The organism is Nocardioides palaemonis, assembly GCF_018275325.1.
In the GTDB taxonomy this organism is placed as follows: domain Bacteria; phylum Actinomycetota; class Actinomycetes; order Propionibacteriales; family Nocardioidaceae; genus Nocardioides; species Nocardioides palaemonis.
This window is the reverse complement of the sequence record NZ_JAGVQR010000003.1, coordinates 516,273-533,606: the sequence shown is the minus strand read 5'-3', so window position 1 is coordinate 533,606 and position 17,334 is coordinate 516,273. Positions and strand designations below refer to the sequence as shown.

The 17,334-nt window shown below is 71.6% G+C and carries 15 protein-coding genes; 9 read left to right on the top strand and 6 right to left on the bottom strand.

The window, feature by feature from the left end; translation table 11 throughout:
• Positions 1–128 precede the first annotated feature (128 nt).
• The 4 genes from hpf (at position 129) to secA (ending at position 5,612) form a co-directional block, all read left to right on the top strand.
• Entirely contained in the window at positions 129–743 is a 615-nt protein-coding gene (hpf, locus tag KDN32_RS14925) for a ribosome hibernation-promoting factor, HPF/YfiA family (RefSeq protein WP_211733025.1), read from the top strand.
• Between the two features lie 112 nt (positions 744–855).
• Positions 856–1,491, top strand: coding sequence for a response regulator (locus KDN32_RS14920; protein WP_307854120.1), 636 nt, complete (start codon positions 856–858; stop codon positions 1,489–1,491).
• A gap of 38 nt (positions 1,492–1,529) precedes the next feature.
• A complete protein-coding gene (locus KDN32_RS14915) occupies positions 1,530–2,759 on the top strand; it encodes a winged helix-turn-helix domain-containing protein (RefSeq protein WP_307854118.1) in 1,230 nt (409 codons plus the stop codon).
• 15 nt (positions 2,760–2,774) lie between these two features.
• The gene (gene secA / locus KDN32_RS14910) at positions 2,775–5,612 is read left to right on the top strand and encodes a preprotein translocase subunit SecA (protein WP_211733024.1); all 2,838 of its coding nucleotides are present in this window, start codon (positions 2,775–2,777) and stop codon (positions 5,610–5,612) included.
• A 6-nt stretch (positions 5,613–5,618) separates the two neighbouring features.
• Here the strand turns inward: secA and KDN32_RS14905 are convergent, their stop codons facing one another.
• Complete coding sequence (locus KDN32_RS14905) at positions 5,619–6,149, bottom strand: Rv3235 family protein (RefSeq protein WP_211733023.1); 531 nt, start codon at positions 6,147–6,149, stop codon at positions 5,619–5,621.
• Positions 6,146–6,835 (bottom strand): LysM peptidoglycan-binding domain-containing protein, encoded by a 690-nt coding sequence (locus KDN32_RS14900; RefSeq protein WP_211733022.1) that lies wholly within the window; start codon positions 6,833–6,835, stop codon positions 6,146–6,148. The genes KDN32_RS14905 and KDN32_RS14900 overlap by 4 nt, the downstream gene beginning before the upstream one ends.
• 96 nt (positions 6,836–6,931) lie before the next feature.
• On the opposite strand from KDN32_RS14900, the gene KDN32_RS14895 reads away from it, so the two are divergent.
• Positions 6,932–7,489 (top strand): hypothetical protein, encoded by a 558-nt coding sequence (locus KDN32_RS14895; protein ID WP_211733021.1) that lies wholly within the window; start codon positions 6,932–6,934, stop codon positions 7,487–7,489.
• A 13-nt stretch (positions 7,490–7,502) separates the two neighbouring features.
• Here KDN32_RS14895 and KDN32_RS14890 read toward each other — a convergent pair whose 3' ends face one another.
• From KDN32_RS14890 to KDN32_RS14875, 4 genes are read right to left on the bottom strand one after another with little or no spacing between them, the layout of a single operon-like run.
• A complete protein-coding gene (locus tag KDN32_RS14890; protein WP_211733020.1) occupies positions 7,503–7,835 on the bottom strand; it encodes a sec-independent translocase in 333 nt (110 codons plus the stop codon).
• 30 nt (positions 7,836–7,865) lie between these two features.
• Complete coding sequence (locus KDN32_RS14885; RefSeq protein ID WP_211733019.1) at positions 7,866–9,026, bottom strand: Mrp/NBP35 family ATP-binding protein; 1,161 nt, start codon at positions 9,024–9,026, stop codon at positions 7,866–7,868.
• A 31-nt stretch (positions 9,027–9,057) separates the two neighbouring features.
• Complete coding sequence (locus tag KDN32_RS14880) at positions 9,058–9,591, bottom strand: DUF1003 domain-containing protein (protein ID WP_211733018.1); 534 nt, start codon at positions 9,589–9,591, stop codon at positions 9,058–9,060.
• Complete coding sequence (locus tag KDN32_RS14875; protein WP_211733017.1) at positions 9,588–10,880, bottom strand: magnesium transporter MgtE N-terminal domain-containing protein; 1,293 nt, start codon at positions 10,878–10,880, stop codon at positions 9,588–9,590. The genes KDN32_RS14880 and KDN32_RS14875 overlap by 4 nt, the downstream gene beginning before the upstream one ends.
• Before the next feature lie 169 nt (positions 10,881–11,049).
• Here KDN32_RS14875 and KDN32_RS14870 point away from each other — a divergent pair, with 169 nt between their 5' ends.
• The 4 genes from KDN32_RS14870 (at position 11,050) to KDN32_RS14855 (ending at position 17,275) form a co-directional block, all read left to right on the top strand.
• The gene (locus tag KDN32_RS14870) at positions 11,050–12,231 is read left to right on the top strand and encodes an exonuclease/endonuclease/phosphatase family protein (protein ID WP_211733016.1); all 1,182 of its coding nucleotides are present in this window, start codon (positions 11,050–11,052) and stop codon (positions 12,229–12,231) included.
• Positions 12,228–12,644, top strand: coding sequence for a hypothetical protein (locus KDN32_RS14865; RefSeq protein WP_211733015.1), 417 nt, complete (start codon positions 12,228–12,230; stop codon positions 12,642–12,644). The genes KDN32_RS14870 and KDN32_RS14865 overlap by 4 nt, the downstream gene beginning before the upstream one ends.
• 175 nt (positions 12,645–12,819) lie before the next feature.
• Positions 12,820–14,205 (top strand): phospholipase D-like domain-containing protein, encoded by a 1,386-nt coding sequence (locus tag KDN32_RS14860; RefSeq protein WP_211733014.1) that lies wholly within the window; start codon positions 12,820–12,822, stop codon positions 14,203–14,205.
• Position 14,206: 1 nt separating this feature from the next.
• Positions 14,207–17,275: an RCC1 domain-containing protein gene (locus tag KDN32_RS14855; RefSeq protein ID WP_211733013.1), complete on the top strand. Its 3,069-nt coding sequence runs from the start codon at positions 14,207–14,209 to the stop codon at positions 17,273–17,275.
• Positions 17,276–17,334 lie beyond the last annotated feature (59 nt).

Sequence of the window (17,334 nt, the reverse complement as noted above, 5' to 3'; positions counted from 1 at the left end):
GCGAACGCTTCAGCAGGCGGTTGTGGGGTCGAAGACCAGGTCGGCCGGGCGGACTCCATCCCACCCTGCCCCGGTTCGCTCCGGGGCCCATGGACGGGTGCGGCCGCTCGCTAGTTGAGGAGGTTCACATGGAGGTTGTGGTCACGGGACGGCACTGCGAGGTGTCCGACCGGTTCCGCGAACATGTCTCGGAGAAGCTCAGCCGCCTGGAGAAGCACGACCACCGGATCATGCGTGTCCAGGTGGAGGTGGAGCTCGAGAAGAACCCCCGTCAGGCCGACCGAGCGACACGGGTCGAGCTCACCGCGTTCTCCAAGGGGCCGGTGATCCGCGCCGAAGCGGCAGCCGAGGACAAGATGGGCGCGCTGGACCTCGCGCTGGACAAGATGCAGTCGCAGATGCGACGTGCCGCGGACCGGCGCCGGGTGCACAAGGGGCGCAACGAGCACGTCTCGGTCGGCCAGGCTCTGGCCGGCCTGGAGACGGCCGAGGAGACGGCCGAGGACGACGACGTCATCGAGCGCAAGGTCGGGCCGACCACGGTGACCGGTGACGGACCGCTCGTGGTGCGGGAGAAGTCCTTCGCGGGGGCGCCGATGACCCTCGACCAAGCGCTCTACGAGATGGAGCTCGTGGGCCACGACTTCTTCCTGTTCGTCGACAAGGAGAGCGAGCGCCCGTCGGTCGTCTACCGCCGCCGCGGCTACGACTACGGCGTCATCTCGCTCGACGTGAACGACTGATCCACGCGACCACCACACCTCGGTCACGCGCGCATGACATGATGCGCGCGTGACCGAGGCAACTGGAAGTCCAGCTGGCGCACCAGGTGGCAGCGAACCCGTCCGAGTCCTGGTGGTCGACGACCAGGAGCTGTTCCGTCGCGGCCTGATCATGCTGCTCAGCGGTGACGCCGACATCGAGGTGGTCGGCGAGGCGGCCGACGGCGTGACCGCCACGGAGCTGGCGGTGAAGACCGCCCCCGACGTGATCCTGCTCGACGTGCGGATGCCGCGACGCACCGGCGTCGAGGCCTGCTCGGCGATCAAGGAGGTCGTCCCGTCGGCCAAGATCATCATGCTGACGGTCTCGGACGAGGAGGCCGACCTCTACGAGTCGGTGAAGAACGGCGCCTCCGGCTACCTCCTCAAGGACTCCTCCATCGAGGAGGTCGCGCAGGCGATCCGCGTGGTCAACGAGGGCCAGTCGCTGATCAGCCCGTCGATGGCGGTCAAGCTGATCGACGAGTTCAAGCAGATGTCCAAGCCCGAGCGCGAGCAGGGCCCGGGCCTGCGGCTCACCGAGCGCGAGCTCGAGGTGCTGCGGCTGGTGGCCAAGGGGCTCAACAACCGCGAGGTCGCCAAGGAGCTCTTCATCTCCGAGAACACCGTGAAGAACCACGTGCGCAACATCCTCGAGAAGCTCCAGCTGCACTCGCGCATGGAGGCGGTCATGTACGCGATGCGCGAGAAGCTGCTCGACCTGCCGTAGGGCCGCGGCTGTCGGCCGTCTCTGGTTGAGTGCCACCCGTGACGGAGACCCTCACCCAGCTCCAGGCGCGCCGCATCGCGCTCGCCGCGCAGGGCTTCACCGACCGTGCGCACGCCGTGCCCTCGATGAGGACGCTCGAGCGCACGGTCGCCCGCACCGGCGTGCTGCAGGTCGACTCGGTCAACGTCCTCCAGCGCGCCCACTTCATGCCCCTCTACTCCCGGATGGGCCCCTACGACACCGACCTGCTCCGTCGCGCCCAGGACCCCGGGGGGCGTCGGCCGCGTCGGGTCGTGGAGTACTGGGCCCACGTGCAGGCCCTGATGCCGGTCGAGCTGTGGCCGCTCATGCGTCACCGGATGGAGCACTACCGCTCCGAGCGGGGCAAGTGGGGCTTCACCGCCGACGCGACCCTCGAGCCCCGGGTGCTCGACGCGGTCCGCGAGCGCGGCCCGGTCACCGCCCGCGACCTCGAGGCCGAGTTCGCCACCGGTCCGCGCACCAAGGAGCACTGGGGCTGGAACTGGTCGGAGGCACGCAAGGTCCTCGACTACCTCTTCCTCGTCGGTGACGTGGCGATCGCCGGTCGCACCAGCCAGTTCGAGGTGCGCTACGACCTCGCCGAGCGGGTGCTGCCGCGCGCGGTGCTCGACGCGCCCACCCCCACGCCCCAGGAGGCGGTCACCGAGCTGGTCCGGCGTGCCGCCCGCTCCCACGGCGTCGCCAGCGCCGCCTGCCTCGCCGACTACTACCGCCTCCGGCTGCAGCCGGCGCCCGGGCGGGCCAGCACCAAGGTCGCCGTCGACGAGCTGGTCGAGTCCGGCGAGCTGCTGCCGGTGCGGGTGCAGGGCTGGCAGCGCCAGGCCTACCTCCACCGCGACGCCCGGCTCCCGCGCCGGGTGGGCGCCCGCACGCTGCTCAGCCCGTTCGACCCGGTCGTCTGGGAGCGCGCCCGGGCCGAGGCGCTGTTCGACTTCTTCTACCGCATCGAGATCTACGTCCCGGCCGACAAGCGGGTCCACGGCTACTACGTCCTGCCGTTCCTGCTCGGCGACCGGCTGGTCGCGCGGGTCGACCTCAAGGCCGACCGCGGGAGCGGCACGCTCCTCGTCCCGGGGGCGTTCGCCGAGCCCGGAGCACCCGAGGAGACCGCCGACGAGCTGGCCGCCGAGCTGCGCCGGCTCGCCGGCTGGCTGGGCCTCGACGACGTCGTGGCGGGGCAGAAGGGTGACCTGTCACACGCATTGGGAGCAGCGTTGGCGAGGTAGGTACAGTTACCACTCGTGCCTGCCATCATCGACAAGTTGCTCCGCATCGGCGAGGGGAAGATCCTCCGCGAGCTCGAGGCCATCTCCAAGGCCGTCAACGCCATCGAGGACGACTTCGTCGCGATGAGCGACGACGAGCTGCGTGGCATGACCGCGGAGTTCCGCCAGCGGCTCGAGGACGGCGAGACCCTCGACGCGATCATGCCCGAGGCGTTCGCCACCGTCCGCGAGGCGAGCAAGCGCGTGCTCGGCATGCGTCCGTTCGACGTGCAGGTCATGGGCGCCGCCGCGCTCCACCTCGGCAACATCGCCGAGATGAAGACCGGTGAGGGCAAGACCCTCGTCGCAGTGCTCCCGTCCTACCTCAACGCGCTCGCCGGCAAGGGCGTGCACGTGGTGACGGTCAACGACTACCTCGCGAAGTTCCAGTCCGAGCAGATGGGCCGCGTGCACCACTTCCTCGGCCTCACCACCGGCGTGATCCTCCCGTCGATGCGACCTGCCGAGCGCCGCGAGGCCTACGCCTGCGACATCACCTACGGCACCAACAACGAGCTCGGCTTCGACTACCTCCGCGACAACATGGCCGACTCGGTCGAAGAGTGCGTCCAGCGCGGCCACAACTTCGCGATCGTCGACGAGGTCGACTCGATCCTCATCGACGAGGCCCGGACCCCGCTCATCATCAGCGGCCCGACCCAGGACGAGGTCAAGTGGTACGCCGAGTTCGCGAAGCTCACGCGGACCCTGGTCAAGGACACCGACTACGAGGTCGACGAGAAGAAGCGCACGATCTCGGTGCTCGAGCCCGGCATCACCAAGGTCGAGGACCACCTCGGGATCGACAACCTCTACGACTCGGTCAACACCCCGCTCATCTCGTTCCTGAACAACTCCATCAAGGCCAAGGAGCTGTTCCGCAACGACAAGGAGTACGTCGTCATGGACGGCGAGGTGCTCATCGTCGACGAGCACACCGGCCGCATCCTGGCCGGTCGCCGCTACAACGACGGCCTGCACCAGGCCATCGAGGCCAAGGAGGGCGTGACCGTCCGCGAGGAGTACCAGACCCTCGCCACGATCACCCTGCAGAACTACTTCCGCCTCTACGAGAAGCTGTCCGGCATGACCGGCACGGCCATGACCGAGGCCTCCGAGTTCGACAAGATCTACAAGCTCGGCGTGGTCCCGATCCCGACCAATCGGCCGATGCAGCGCATCGACAACGTCGACCTGGTCTACCGCACCGAGGAGGCGAAGTACGAGGCCGTGGCCGACGACATCGCCGAGCGCCACGACCTCGGCCAGCCGATCCTGATCGGCACCGTGTCGGTCGAGAAGTCGGAGTACCTCTCCAACCTGCTCAAGAAGCGCGGCATCCCGCACACCGTCCTCAACGCCAAGCAGCACGCCGACGAGGCGAAGGTCGTGGCGCTGGCCGGTCACAAGGGCGCGGTCACCGTCGCCACCAACATGGCCGGTCGAGGCACCGACATCATGCTCGGCGGATCCGTGGACTTCCTGGCCGACCAGGAGCTGCGCAAGCAGGGCCTCGACCCGGTCGAGGCGCCCGAGGACTACGACGCCGCCTGGCCGGCCATGGTCGAGCGGATCAAGGCCCAGGTCGCGGCCGAGCACGACGAGGTCCGCGAGCTCGGCGGGCTCTACGTCGTCGGCACCGAGCGCCACGAGTCGCGCCGCATCGACAACCAGCTGCGCGGTCGCTCCGGCCGTCAGGGCGACCCGGGCGAGTCCCGGTTCTACCTGTCGCTGCAGGACGAGATGATGCGGCTGTTCAAGTCCGAGTGGGTCGACCGGATCCTGACCGTCCTCAAGGTCCCCGACGACGTGCCGATCGACGCCAAGCGCGTGAGCAACGCGATCGCCGGCGCCCAGGCCAACATCGAGTCGCAGAACTTCGAGTCGCGCAAGAACGTCCTGAAGTACGACGACGTGATGAGCCGCCAGCGCGAGGTCATCTACGCCGAGCGCCGCCGCGTGCTCGAGGGCGCCGACCTCGGTGAGCAGATCCGCGGCTTCATCGACGACGTGGTCGCCGGCTACGTCCGCGGCACCACCGAGGGCTACGCCGAGGACTGGGACCTCGAGGGCCTCTTCACCGCGCTCAACCAGCTCTACCCGGTCGGCCTCACCCAGGACGGGATCGTCAAGGAGGCCGGGGGACTGGCCAACATCAGCCGCGAGAAGCTCGTCGAGGACCTGCAGAAGGACGCGCAGGAGGCCTACGACCGCCGCGAGGCCGAGATGGGCGAGGAGGTGCAGCGCGAGCTCGAGCGTCGCGTCGTCCTGTCGGTCCTCGACCGCAAGTGGCGCGAGCACCTCTACGAGATGGACTACCTCCGCGAGGGCATCTACCTGCGTGCCTACTCCCAGCGCGACCCGCTCGTGGAGTACCAGCGCGAGGGCTTCGACATGTTCGCCGCCATGATGGACGGCATCAAGGAGGAGTCGGTCGGCTTCCTGTTCAACCTCCAGGTCGAGGTCGACGAGGAGGAGCAGGCCCCGGCCCCGCAGATCTCGGTGGCGACGCCGCAGATCGACTTCGCCCAGGCTGCCGCGCACGCCCCGGGCGCCGACGGCGAGCCGCAGCAGGCGCAGGGACCGACCATCCGGGCCAAGGGGCTCGACAAGCCGAAGCGCCCCCAGAACCTGTCCTACAGCGCGCCGTCGGAGGACGGCGAGGCCGAGGTGGTCACCGCGGCACCCGCCGAGGACGACGAGTTCGCCGGCGTGGGTCGCAACTCGCTGTGCCCGTGCGGCTCGGGCCAGAAGTTCAAGCGGTGCCACGGGGCGCCGGGCGGGGCCACCGGCCGCGCCACCATGGGCGGCTGAGGCGGCTCAGCCCCACACGAGAGCGACGCACTGCCAGCGGTCCCGCACGAGCTCGAAGCGTGCGGCGACCGCTCGGGAGCGCCGTCCGTAGCGCACGTGGGCGCTGGCCTCGACCGCGTCGTCGCGGATGAGGGCGGTCCGGACCCCGACCACGACCGGGCGGGCGGGATTGGGCGAGCGGACCACGCCCTGCGCGGGTCCGGCGACGGTCGCGACGGCGCGAGCGCGCTCGGCCAGCCGGTCGTAGACCTCCGGCACCGTGTGCCGCAGCACCTGGGTGACCGGACGGTCGCCGGCCGCCACCTCGACGGCCGCCTGGAGGTAGCGCCCGACGAACGCGTCGACCTGCGCGCGGGTCGCGGTCGCCACGACCACGAGGTCGTTGGTGCGCGCGCTGCGCAGGCGGGGTCGCGGCGGGGCGCTGCGCGGGGTGAGGTCGAGGGCGAGCGACCCCTGGACGCTCGCCACCGGGACGGTGGGGCGTCCGGTCGCGCGCAGCGCGATCACCTCGGCTCGGCTGGGCTGCGGGCTGGTCATCGTCGGTCTCCGTCCTGCTGGGTGCGCTCGGTGCTGTCGGGGCTGGCCGCGGGCAGGCGGAGTGCCTGCCCGGGGTGGATCAGGTCGGGGTCGTCGCCGACGACGGCGCGGTTCGCGCGCCAGAGGGCACGCCAGCGCGCGTCGGTGTCGGTGTCCGCGGGCGCGGCGTCGGCGGGGTGGGCGAGGGCGATCGACCACAGCGAGTCGCCCGGCTGCACGACGTAGTCCTCGGCGGGGGCGGCCGCAGGCGTGGACGGTTGCCCGGGCGGCTGCGTGGAGGCGGGTGCCCCCGCGACCGGCCGCTCCGGCAGCGCGAGGCCGGCGACGACCTCGCGCCCGTCGTCGCCGGCCGCCGCGGCGGGGGTGGCCACGCCGGCGGAGACCGCCACCCCGCACGCGAGCAGGACCAGGCGCCGGGTGGTCCCGGGGTGCCCGCGCACGGCGCGCGCCGACCCGGCGACCACCTCTGCGACGGTGACCGTGGTGACCAGCCAGATCCGCACCAGCGCCAGGGCCAGCACCACCGCGCAGAGCGCGACCAGGACCGCGGACACCCCCGCGGCGCCGGTGCCGGGCGGTGCGGCATCGCGCACCAGCCCCTCGGCCGCCCGCACCGCGCCGGCCGCCACCGCGCTGGCCAGCAGCCAGACAAGGCCGGCGCGCACCGTCGTGATCCCCCGAGACATCTCGAACCTTTCGTTTGCGTCCGTTTGCATCATCAAACGAACATTTGCGGCAGGTGTCAACGCTTTCTCCACAGCCGGGGTCGTAGGCTCGCGCCCATGTCCTGGGAGCACGAGCTGTTCGCGCTGTTCGACGACCTCGAGGGGCAGGCCGCCGCGCTGTGGGAGGCCGACCGCGAGGCGGAGCTCGCGGACCGGGCCCGGGCGGAGTACGCCTCGGTGACGCTGGCCAGCCGGCTGATGGCCTCGCGGGGCGGGGAGGTGCGCCTCGACCTGCCGCACGTCGGACGGGTCGAGGGACGTCTGGAGCGGGTGGGGGAGTCCTGGTGCCTGCTGGGCGGTCGCGGGCAGGACTGGATCGTGCCGCTGCGCCACGTGGTCGCGGTGCACGGCGCGTCGTCGCGCTCCGTCCCGGAGGTGGCGTGGTCGCCGGTGGACCGGCTCAGCCTGCGTGCGGCACTGCGCCGGCTGTCGGAGTCGGGGTCACGCTGCGTGCTCCACCTGGCCGACGGTGCGTGGCACGCCGGTCGGGTCGAGCGCGTCGCGGACGACTTCCTCGAGTGCCGGCCCGACGTCGAGCCCGGGGCGGTGGACGCCGGAGCGCCGCTCCTGGTGCCCTACGCCGGCCTGGTGGCCGTGCAGAGCCGCGAGGAGTAGGGGCGTCGCCGGGTCAGGTCGCCTCGACGTCGTAGGGCGGGACCTGGCCCTCCGGGAGCTGGGACCGACGCGCCGCGCGCTCGGCCTCCTCGCGGTCCACCTCGGCCATCGCCTCGGTGATGTGCTTGCGCACGATCGTGCGCGGGTCGAGGTCGCGCAGCTGGAGGTCGGAGTACTCCGGGCCGAGCTCGTTGCGCAGCTCGTCGCGGGCGTTGTGGGCCAGGCCCCGGGCGCGATGGAGCAGCTGGGCGGCCTGCCGGGCGAGGTCGGGCAGCTTGTCGGGTCCGAGCACCACGACGGCCACGAGGGCGATCACGGCCAGCTCCATGAACCCGATGTCGAACATGACGCAGAACCTACCGGGCGCCCGCGGAGGTCAGAACCGGTTCGCCGGGGTGAGGCCCAGCTGCATGCCCGCCAGGCCTCGTCCGCGGCCCGACAGGGTGCTGGCGACGCCGGCCAGCTCACGCGCCGCGGGGGCGGTGGGGTCGGCCTCGACGATCGGCTTGCCGACGTCGCCGCCCTCGCGGAGCGAGACGTCGAGCGGGATCCGCGCGAGGACCGGCACGTCGTAGCCGAAGCGCTCGGACAAGGTGGCCGCGACCCGGTCGCCGCCACCGCTGCCGAACACCTCGAGGCGGTGGTCGTCCTCGGGCGGGCAGTGCGGGCAGGGGAGGTAGCTCATGTTCTCCACGACGCCGACGACCCGCTGGTGCATCATCGAGGCCATCGTGCCGGCGCGCTCGGCGACCTCGGCGGCGGCCTCCTGCGGGGTGGTCACGACCACGACCTCGGCGCTCGGCAGGTGCTGGCCGAGGGAGATCGCGACGTCGCCGGTGCCGGGCGGGAGGTCGAGGAGCAGGGCGTCGAGGTCGCCCCAGTAGACGTCGGCGAGCATCTGGACGAGGGCCCGGTCGAGCATCGGGCCGCGCCAGGCGACGACCTGGTCGCGACGCGGCTTGAGCATGCCGATCGAGATCACCGAGACGCCGCTGGCGGTGGGCACCGGCATGATCAGGTCGTCGACCTGCGTCGGCCGGGCGTCGGCGATGCCGAGCATGGCCGGGACGGAGTGGCCGTAGATGTCGGCGTCCACGATGCCGACCTTGAGGCCCTGCGCGGCGAGCGCGAGGGCGAGGTTGACCGTGACCGACGACTTGCCGACGCCGCCCTTGCCGCTGGCGATCGCGTAGACCTTGGTGAGCGAGCCCGGCTGCCCGAAGGGGATCTCGCGCTGGGCGCGCCCGTCGCTGAGGACCTCCTTGAGGCCCGCGCGCTGCTCGGCGGTCATCACCCCGAGGGTCAGGTCGACCGACGTGACACCCGGGACCGCCGACACCGCGGCCGTCACGTCGCGGTTGATGGTGTCCTTGAGCGGGCACCCGGCGACGGTGAGCAGCACGTGCACCGCGACGGCGCCGTCGTCGGCGACCTCGACCGAGTCCACCATCCCGAGCTCGGTGATGGGGCGCTTGATCTCCGGGTCGTTGACGGTGGCCAGCGCGTCCGTCACCTGCTGCTGCGTGGGGGTGCTCATGATGCCCCAGTCTACGAGCCGCCCCGCGAGGTCACGGCGCCGGCCGTGGCTCCTGCAGCCCCTGCTCGTCCGGGGCGTCGGGACGCGCGAGCTGCTCGATGTCGCCGAGCAGTCCGCGCAGCTCCGAGCGGAGGAAGTCGCGCGTGGCGACCTCGCCGACCGACATGCGCAGCGAGGCGACCTCGCGGGCCAGGAACTCCATGTCGGCGTGCGCCCGCGCGTTGGCCTGGCGGTCCTGCTCGGCGACCACCTTGTCGCGCTGCTCCTGGCGGTTCTGCGCCAGCAGGATCAGCGGTGCGGCGTAGGACGCCTGGAGGCTGAGCATCAGGGTCAGGAAGATGAAGGGGAACTCGTCGAAGCGCAGCTCGCGCGGCGCGAGGACGTTCCACACGATCCACGCCGACACGAAGAGCGTCATCCACAGCAGGAACTTCGCGGTGCCCATGTAGCGCGCGAACGACTCGGCGAAGACGCCGAACGCGTCGGCGTCGAGGGCCGGACGGCGCACGATCTGGCGGCGGGTGTCGCGAGGCGTGTCGAGGCGGGTGCGGCGGCTCTCGCTCATCGCGCACCCCCGGACCGGGCGCCGGTGATCGGTCCGGGACGCGGGGCGCGGTCACGCCATCCCTCGGGGAGCATGTGGTCGAGCAGGTCGTCGACGGTCACGGCGCCGATCAGCCGGCCCTCGTCGTCGACGACGGGCGCGGCCACGAGGTTGTAGGTCGCGAGGTGGGCGGCGACCTCGTCCATCGACGCGTCGGGACGCAGCGGGTCCATGGACTCGTCGAGCGCGGCCGCGACGAGGGTCGAGGGCGGCTCCCTGAGCAGGCGCTGGATGTGGGCCGCCCCGAGCAGCTTGCCCGTCGGCGTCTCGAGGGGCTGACGGCAGACGTAGACCAGCGCCGCGAGCGCCGGGGTGAGCTCGGGGTTGCGCACGTGCGCCAGCGCGTCCGCGATGGTGGCGTCGGGGGACAGGATGATGGGCTCGGGCGTCATCATCGCGCCGGCGGTGTCGTCGTCGTAGGACATCAGCCGCCGCACGTCCTCGGCCTCGTCGGGCTCCATCAGGCCCAGCAGGGTCGCCGCGGTCTCGGGGTTGAGGTCGGCGATCAGGTCGGCGGCGTCGTCGGCGGACATCTCCTCCAGCACGTCGGCCGCGCGCTCGGAGTCGAGGTGCTCGAGGATCTCGACCTGGTCCTCCTCCGGCAGTTCCTCGAGCACGTCGGCCAGCCGCTCGTCGTCGAGCGCCGCGACCACGGCCGTACGCCGCTCCGGTGGGAGGTCGTGGATCATGTTGGCCGCGTCGGCCGGCCGCATGTCGTTGAGCGCGGCGATGAGGTGGGTCGCCCCCTGGGTGGGCTCGGGGCGGGTGAGCCCGACGACGTCGCGCCACTCGACGACGTGGGTCTGGCCACGCCGCCGGAAGCCCTTGCTCGGCTCCTGCACCGCCACGCGCGACAGCACCCAGTCCCGGTTGCGGGCCTGCTCCATCGCCACGTCGTAGACCACGCCGGTGACGTCGGCGTCCTTGCCCGGGTCGTGGATGGTGACGGTCCGGTCGAGCACCTGGCCCATCACGAGGGTCTCGGTCGAGCGCTGCTCGAAGCGACGCATGTTGAGCAGGCCGGTCGTGTGGACCTGCCCGCTGTCGATGTTGGTGATGCGCGTCATCGGCACGAAGATGCGGCGCCGGCCGAAGACCTCGGCGACCATGCCGAGCACGCGCGGCTGGCTCGTCTCGGTGCGGATCGCGACGACCAGGTCGCGGACCTTGGCCACCTGGTCGCCCTGGGGGTCGAAGATCGGCAGTCCGACGAGCCGGGCCACGAAGACGCGGGTCGGCGTGGTGCTCACGGCCGCAACGTTAGCGTGCGGTCCGCTCCGTCGGCGTGGCCGCCGGGGCGGTGGGCCGGTTCCGCCGAAGACATGAGGGCGGGGCCGCTGATGGGTTACCCTCGATCCGGCCCCGCACGCCCCCAGGGGCCTCGCTCACGCTGTCGACGTCGAAGGGTCCCCCTCCTCCGTGTCCTCCCACCGCGCTGCCCGACGCCGGGCGACGCCGCCGCGCCAGGCCGGTGCGGCGTGGTCGACCTGGCGCCTCCTCGTCCCCGCCTGCGTGGCGACCGGGGCGCTGGTGGCGTCGCTCTTCCTCGTCCCGTCCGGGGGTGACGACACCCAGGACGTGAGCGGGACGACCAGCATCGCCGCGGCCGAGATCGCCGCGACCCACACGCCGCAGGCGTCGCGCGCCCGCACCCGCCCCGACCGCGTGGCCGGGCTGGGCAAGGTCGGTGTCCGCCGCGCGGTGCCGATGGACAACGCCGCCGCCCGCGAGGCGGTCAGCACGCTCCACGAGCGCGAGGTGAGGGCGAAGGCCCGCGCCCGGGCGGCGAGGCTGAAGGCGAAGAAGCTGCGCATCGCGGCGCGCCGCGAGGCCCGCCTGGCCGCGATGCAGAAGACGTCGAACTTCCGCGTCGGCGCCCTCAACATCCTCGGCAGCCAGCACACGGCCGGCCCCGGTGGCTACGGCCCCGGCACCGAGCGCGCAGCGATCAGCGCCGGCATCATCATGTCGCGCGGTGTCGACGTGGTGACCCTCTCCGAGGTCCAGGACGACCAGCTCGGCGTGCTGAACGCCCGCCTCGGCGGCTACTCGATCTGGCCCCAGCAGTCGCTCGGCAACAACGGCCAGCGGCTCCAGATCGCCTGGCGCTCATCGCGCTTCGAGATGGTCGACGGTGGCTCCGTCACCTTCACCTTCGCCAGCCAGGCGATCCCGATGCCCTACGTGCTGCTGCGCGACCTGCAGACCGGCGCGGAGTTCTGGGTCATCTCCATCCACACCTCGGCCGGCAACCTCGAGGGGGAGCGCGACTCCGGCACCGCCATCGCGATCTCGCTGATGCAGCGGCTGATGGCCGAGTCGGGCAAGCCCGTGATCATCGGCGGCGACGTCAACGAGCACGAGGAGTTCTTCTACAAGGTCTGCCAGGCCACCGGCTTTCTCGGCGCCAACGGCGGCGGCGCGGGCTGCACGCTCCCGCCGCCCCCGCTGCGGGTCGACTGGATCATGGGCGGCGGTTCCGGTGGTGCCGGCGTCGGGTTCTCGGGCTACATGCAGGACGGGTCTACGCTGGCCAGAGCCAGTGACCACTACTTCATCCACGCGGATGCCAGTGTCGTCGACCCGGGGGACCAGCCATGACACGCACCAGCCGAGCACCACTCATCGCCGCACTCGCGCTCGTCGGCCTCGCGCTCACCGCCTGCGGTGACCAGGAGCCCGACGCGGCCGCCGACCCGTCGCAGGACCCGAGCACCAGCACCAGCGAGAGCCCGTCCGAGAGCCCGTCCGAGACCTCCTCCGAGGCGCCGGGACCGGACTGCGCGAGCGTGTGGGTCGCGGGCCAGACCCTGCCCCAGAACTACCAGGGCTGCCAGGACGCCGAGAAGGGCAGGTGGGTCCAGGCGATGGTCTACCGCTGCTCCTCCGACCAGCAGCTGGTGACCTTCGGCACCACCTTCTACGCGGCCAAGGGTGAGGTCGTGAACGAGTCCGACGTACCGTTGCGTCGCAACAAGGACTTCCAGAAGGCCCTGGCCTCCTGCGGGGCCTGACCCGTCCCGTCCGGGACGGTCGTTCGGTCACGATCCAGCCACAAACCCGCTGTGTGACTGGTGTGACTGATGTGAAAACTGAGATACAGTCGACAACCAATCGTCACGGGGAGCGCCCCGGCATGCCCACGCAGGCCGCGCCGCGCCCGTGACACACACCATGTGGGGAACTGCCGTGCGCAAGATCATCATGCTCGTCGCGACCGCCCTGGTCGCCGTGACGCTCACCGGGGCTCCGGCCTCGGCGAAGGGGACGCCGGACAAGTACGTGCCCAAGGCCGGGCCGGCCTTCAACAACCCCTACGGCAGCAAGTCCGCGGTGCGCCGGCTGATCAGCCAGGTCAACCGGACCGTCGACTCGGTCCCGCGCGGCGGCAAGATCCGCATCTCCGCGTGGAACGTGCGCAGCGCCGCCATCACCAACTCCCTCATCCGCGCCCACCGCCGCAACGTCAGCGTGCAGGTCGTGATGGACCGCGCCAACTGGAACCCGAACAACCCCAACGTCGACGCCGCGCGCCTCAAGGCGGCGCTGCGGGTCGGCAACAAGGACCGCGCCAAGGAGAAGAAGAGCTTCCTGCGGCGCTGCATCGGCTCGTGCCGCGGCAAGCACGGCATCCCGCACTCGAAGTTCTTCCTCTTCAACAAGGTGAAGACCAAGAAGGGCAAGAAGGTCAAGACCGTGCGCTGGGTGACCATGTACGGCTCCTACAACGCCACCGAGCTCGGCGCCACGATCCAGTGGAACGACCTGTTCACGATGAAGAACGACGAGGCGCGCTACGACCAGTTCCTGTCGGTCTTCGACGAGATGGTCAAGGACAAGCCGATCAAGAACGCCTACACCGGCTACTACGACGACGGCGCCGTCGCCACCGCCTTCTACCCCTACGTCGGCAAGAACGCGGGCAACGACCCGATCATGGACGTCCTCAACCAGGTCACCTGCAAGGGCGCCACGACCAACAAGAACGGCACCACCCGCATCCGCATCGCCCAGACCGCGATGTACGGCGACCGCGGCCTCGCGCTGGCCCGCAAGATCGCCCAGCTCCAGCGCTCGGGCTGCAACATCCGCCTCGTCTACGCCATGTTCGGCGGCGAGGTGCTGCGGATCCTGCGCGCTGCCAAGGTGCCGCTGACCCACCTCGCCTACGACAACAACGAGGACGGGCTCTACGACCGCTACGTCCACATGAAGTCGATGGCCATCTCCGGCTACTACGGCGGCAACCCCGGCGCCCGGATGGTCTGGAACGGCTCGGCCAACTGGACGTCGGTCGCCCTGGCCAGCGACGAGGTCGTCGGCGTGGTCAACAAGAAGTGGGTCACCAACAAGTACATGCAGTGGATCGACTACATGTTCACCCACCGTCCCGCCGCGTGGGGCCCCGAGCACCCCGGCAACAACGTCGCCGCCCCGACCGGTCGGTTCGCGGTCGGCGCGATGGACACCTACGAGGCCCGCGCGGCCGCGCAGGACCAGTACGACGCCCAGGTCGAGGCCCGCGCCCGCAAGCGCGGTGTCGACCCCTACGCCCTCATCAAGGAGGAGAACTGACATGACGCTGCTGCGAACCCGGTCCCGAAGAATCCGCGAGGACTCTCCACCAGCCGGGTTCGCGGTGGCGTCGTCGTCGCGCATCGCCCGCATCGCCTCGGTCGGCCTCGTCGCCGGCCTGCTGCTCGCGGCCAACGGCCAGCAGTCGCCGGCCCCGGCTGACGCCACCGCCTCGGGCGACCTCGTCCCGGCCGCCGCCCAGGCGCGCCGCAGCGGTGCCTGCACCGACCTGCTGGTGGTCGCGATCGACGGCAACGGGCAGGGCAAGGGCGGCAAGCCCGGCCAGGTGGTCTCCGCCATCACCAACAAGGTGGAGAAGAAGGCGAAGCGTCAGGGACGCACCGTCACGCTCAAGCGTGTGCGGCTGAAGACCCCCGGCGCGGTCGTGACGCTGCGTACGAAGCGCGGGCCCGCTGCGGGGGCGGTCTCGCGCGCTGGTCTCACGCGCTGGAAGAAGCCGGTCCGCTCGGGCATCAAGGCGACCCGCAAGCAGGTCAACCGGCAGCTGTCGGCCTGCCCCGAGCAGCAGGTGCTGCTCGTTGGTTACGCCCAGGGCGCCGCGGTGGCCCACCAGGTCGCCCAGGACCTCGACAAGCGCGACTCCCTCGGTGGGGTCCCCGCGGTCGTGACGATCTCCGACCCAGCCCGCACCAAGAAGTCGTCCGCGGGCCGCCCGCTCGGCAACCCGGGCGCCGGGCGCGCCTCGGAGGGCATCCTGACCCGCTTCACCCGCTCGGCGGGCGACGTCCCCGCCGCCACCGGCACGTTCCGCGTGATCTCGGTGTGCCACAAGGGCGACCTGGTCTGCAACCCGGGCAAGACCGCGGCGCGCAAGGCGCTCGGCCTCTCCCTCTCCTACGCCTCGAAGAAGTCGCGTGCCGCGATGCGCACCGCCGCGAGCCGCGCCTTCGACCAGGTCTCGCTGTGGCCGGTGGTGTCGACCGAGCAGGTCGTCGCCGGCATCGGCGAGCCGATCGCGACCCAGGTCGCCGTGCAGGGTGGCTCGCCGACCGGACAGGCCGCGCGCTTCACGCCCGTCTCCGTCCCGGCGGGTCTCACCCTCAGCGACACCGGCGCCCTCACCGGCCGGATCGACGCCGCCGGCATCTACGAGCTGCGGTTCACCGTCGCGGGCGTCTCGCCGGCGACCTCCGCGCGGACCGCGAGCGTGCTCGTCAACGTCCGTGCGCCGTCGGGCGGCTCGGCCGCCGGCGGCCAGTCGTCGTGCGGCGTACGCGCCGACACCACGCTGTGGTGCCAGGGGCGCAACGACTTCGGCCAGCTCGGCGACGGCACGACGACCCTGCGGATCAACCCGGTCCAGGTCGCGGGCGGTGCGGGGTGGGCGAAGGTCGCCACGGGCGGCAGCTTCACCTGCGGCGTCAAGACCGACGGCACCCTGTGGTGCTGGGGCCTGAACAACTTCGGCCAGCTCGGCGGCGCCGACAAGGCCACCTCGATCCTGCCGCGCCAGGTCGGCACCGGCACCACCTGGCGCGACGTGTCGGCCTCGTGGCAGCACGCGTGCGCCACCCAGACCGACGGCTCGGCGTGGTGCTGGGGACAGAACCAGCGCGGCCAGCTCGGCGCCGGCAACCAGACCACGCGCAGCAACGGCCCGGTCCGCGTCCTCGGGACCGTGCAGTGGACGTCCGTGTCGGCCGGCGGCTGGCACTCCTGCGGCACCACCACGTCCGGCACCGCGTTCTGCTGGGGTGACAACGCCTTCGGCCAGGTCGGCGACGGCACCATCACCAACCGCAGCGCCCCGACCGCGGTCGGCGGCGGGCTCCAGCTGGTGCAGGTCTCGACCACGTGGGGCCGCAGCTGCGGCGTCACCGCCGGCGGTGACGCGTGGTGCTGGGGCGAGAACGCCAACGGAGAGCTCGGCAACGGCACCCGTACGAACTCCGCCAAGCCGGTCCAGGTCAGCGGCGGCAGCTTCACCTCGGTCGGCACGGCCGTCACCGCCACGTGCGGCACGCGGTCCGACTCCGCGGTCGTGTGCTGGGGCGACAACCGCTACGGCCAGCTCGGCCCGGCCGCCTCGGGCTCCGGGTCGGCGACGCCGGTCGGCTCCGGCCTCTCGGCCACCGGTCCCGTGACCGGCGGCTGGCTGCACCTGTGCGCCGAGGGCGCCGGGTGCTGGGGCGCCAACGACGCCGGCCAGCTCGGCGACGGCACCATCGTGGCGCCGCGGATGCCGGCCGAGGCGGCCCCCTCGTGGGGTCCGGGCACGGCCGTCACCACCAAGCAGGTCAAGCAGTGGTCGGCCAGCAAGGTCGCCCAGAAGGCCATCTCCTCGCGTCCGAGGACCAATGGTCGGGCGAAGCGCGGCTCGACCGCGGTGCAGGTGATGACGTTCAACGTCCTCGGCAGCCAGCACACCGCGCCGGGCGGCGCTCGTCCGAACTTCGCCCCCGGCCGGGTCCGCGCGGAGTGGGCCAAGACGCTGATCAGCCAGCGGGGCGCCACCCTCGTGGGGCTGTCGGAGCCGCAGCCGGACCAGATCACCGCGCTCGACGTGGCGACCAACGGCGACTTCTCCTTCTACCCCGGCAACACCATGGGCTACGACGCCGCACCCCAGTCGGTGATGTGGAAGGACTCCGAGTGGTCGTTCGTCTGGGGCAACACGGTGCAGATGCCGTTCATGGGGTCCTCGCGTCCCCAGGCCCTCGTGCGGCTGCGCAACACGTCCACGGGCCAGGAGGTCTACTGGATCAACGCGCACCTGTCGCCCGGCAAGATGCAGGCCGACCGTGACAAGGGCATGGAGATCATCAAGCAGGTGGTCAAGAAGCTGAACGGCGACGGCCTGCCGATCCTGGTGACCGGTGACCTCAACGAGCACGCCAAGGCGTTCCGCCGGATCGCCTGCCCGACCGACATGGCCGCCGCGGTCGGCGGTCGCTCGGCCGGCAAGGCGTGCCAGCTGCCCAAGGCGATGCGCGTCGACTGGATCTTCGGCAAGGGCGGCAGGTTCGACACCACCGAGGTCAACCAGGGCGCCCAGGTCCGCCGCACGACCGACCACGCCGTCGTCTCCTCGCGCTTCAGCGTGCAGTAGTGTCCCGGCTGCCCGCCCCGTGTCCCGGGGCGGGCGGTCAGACGCAGGGGAGGAGTCGA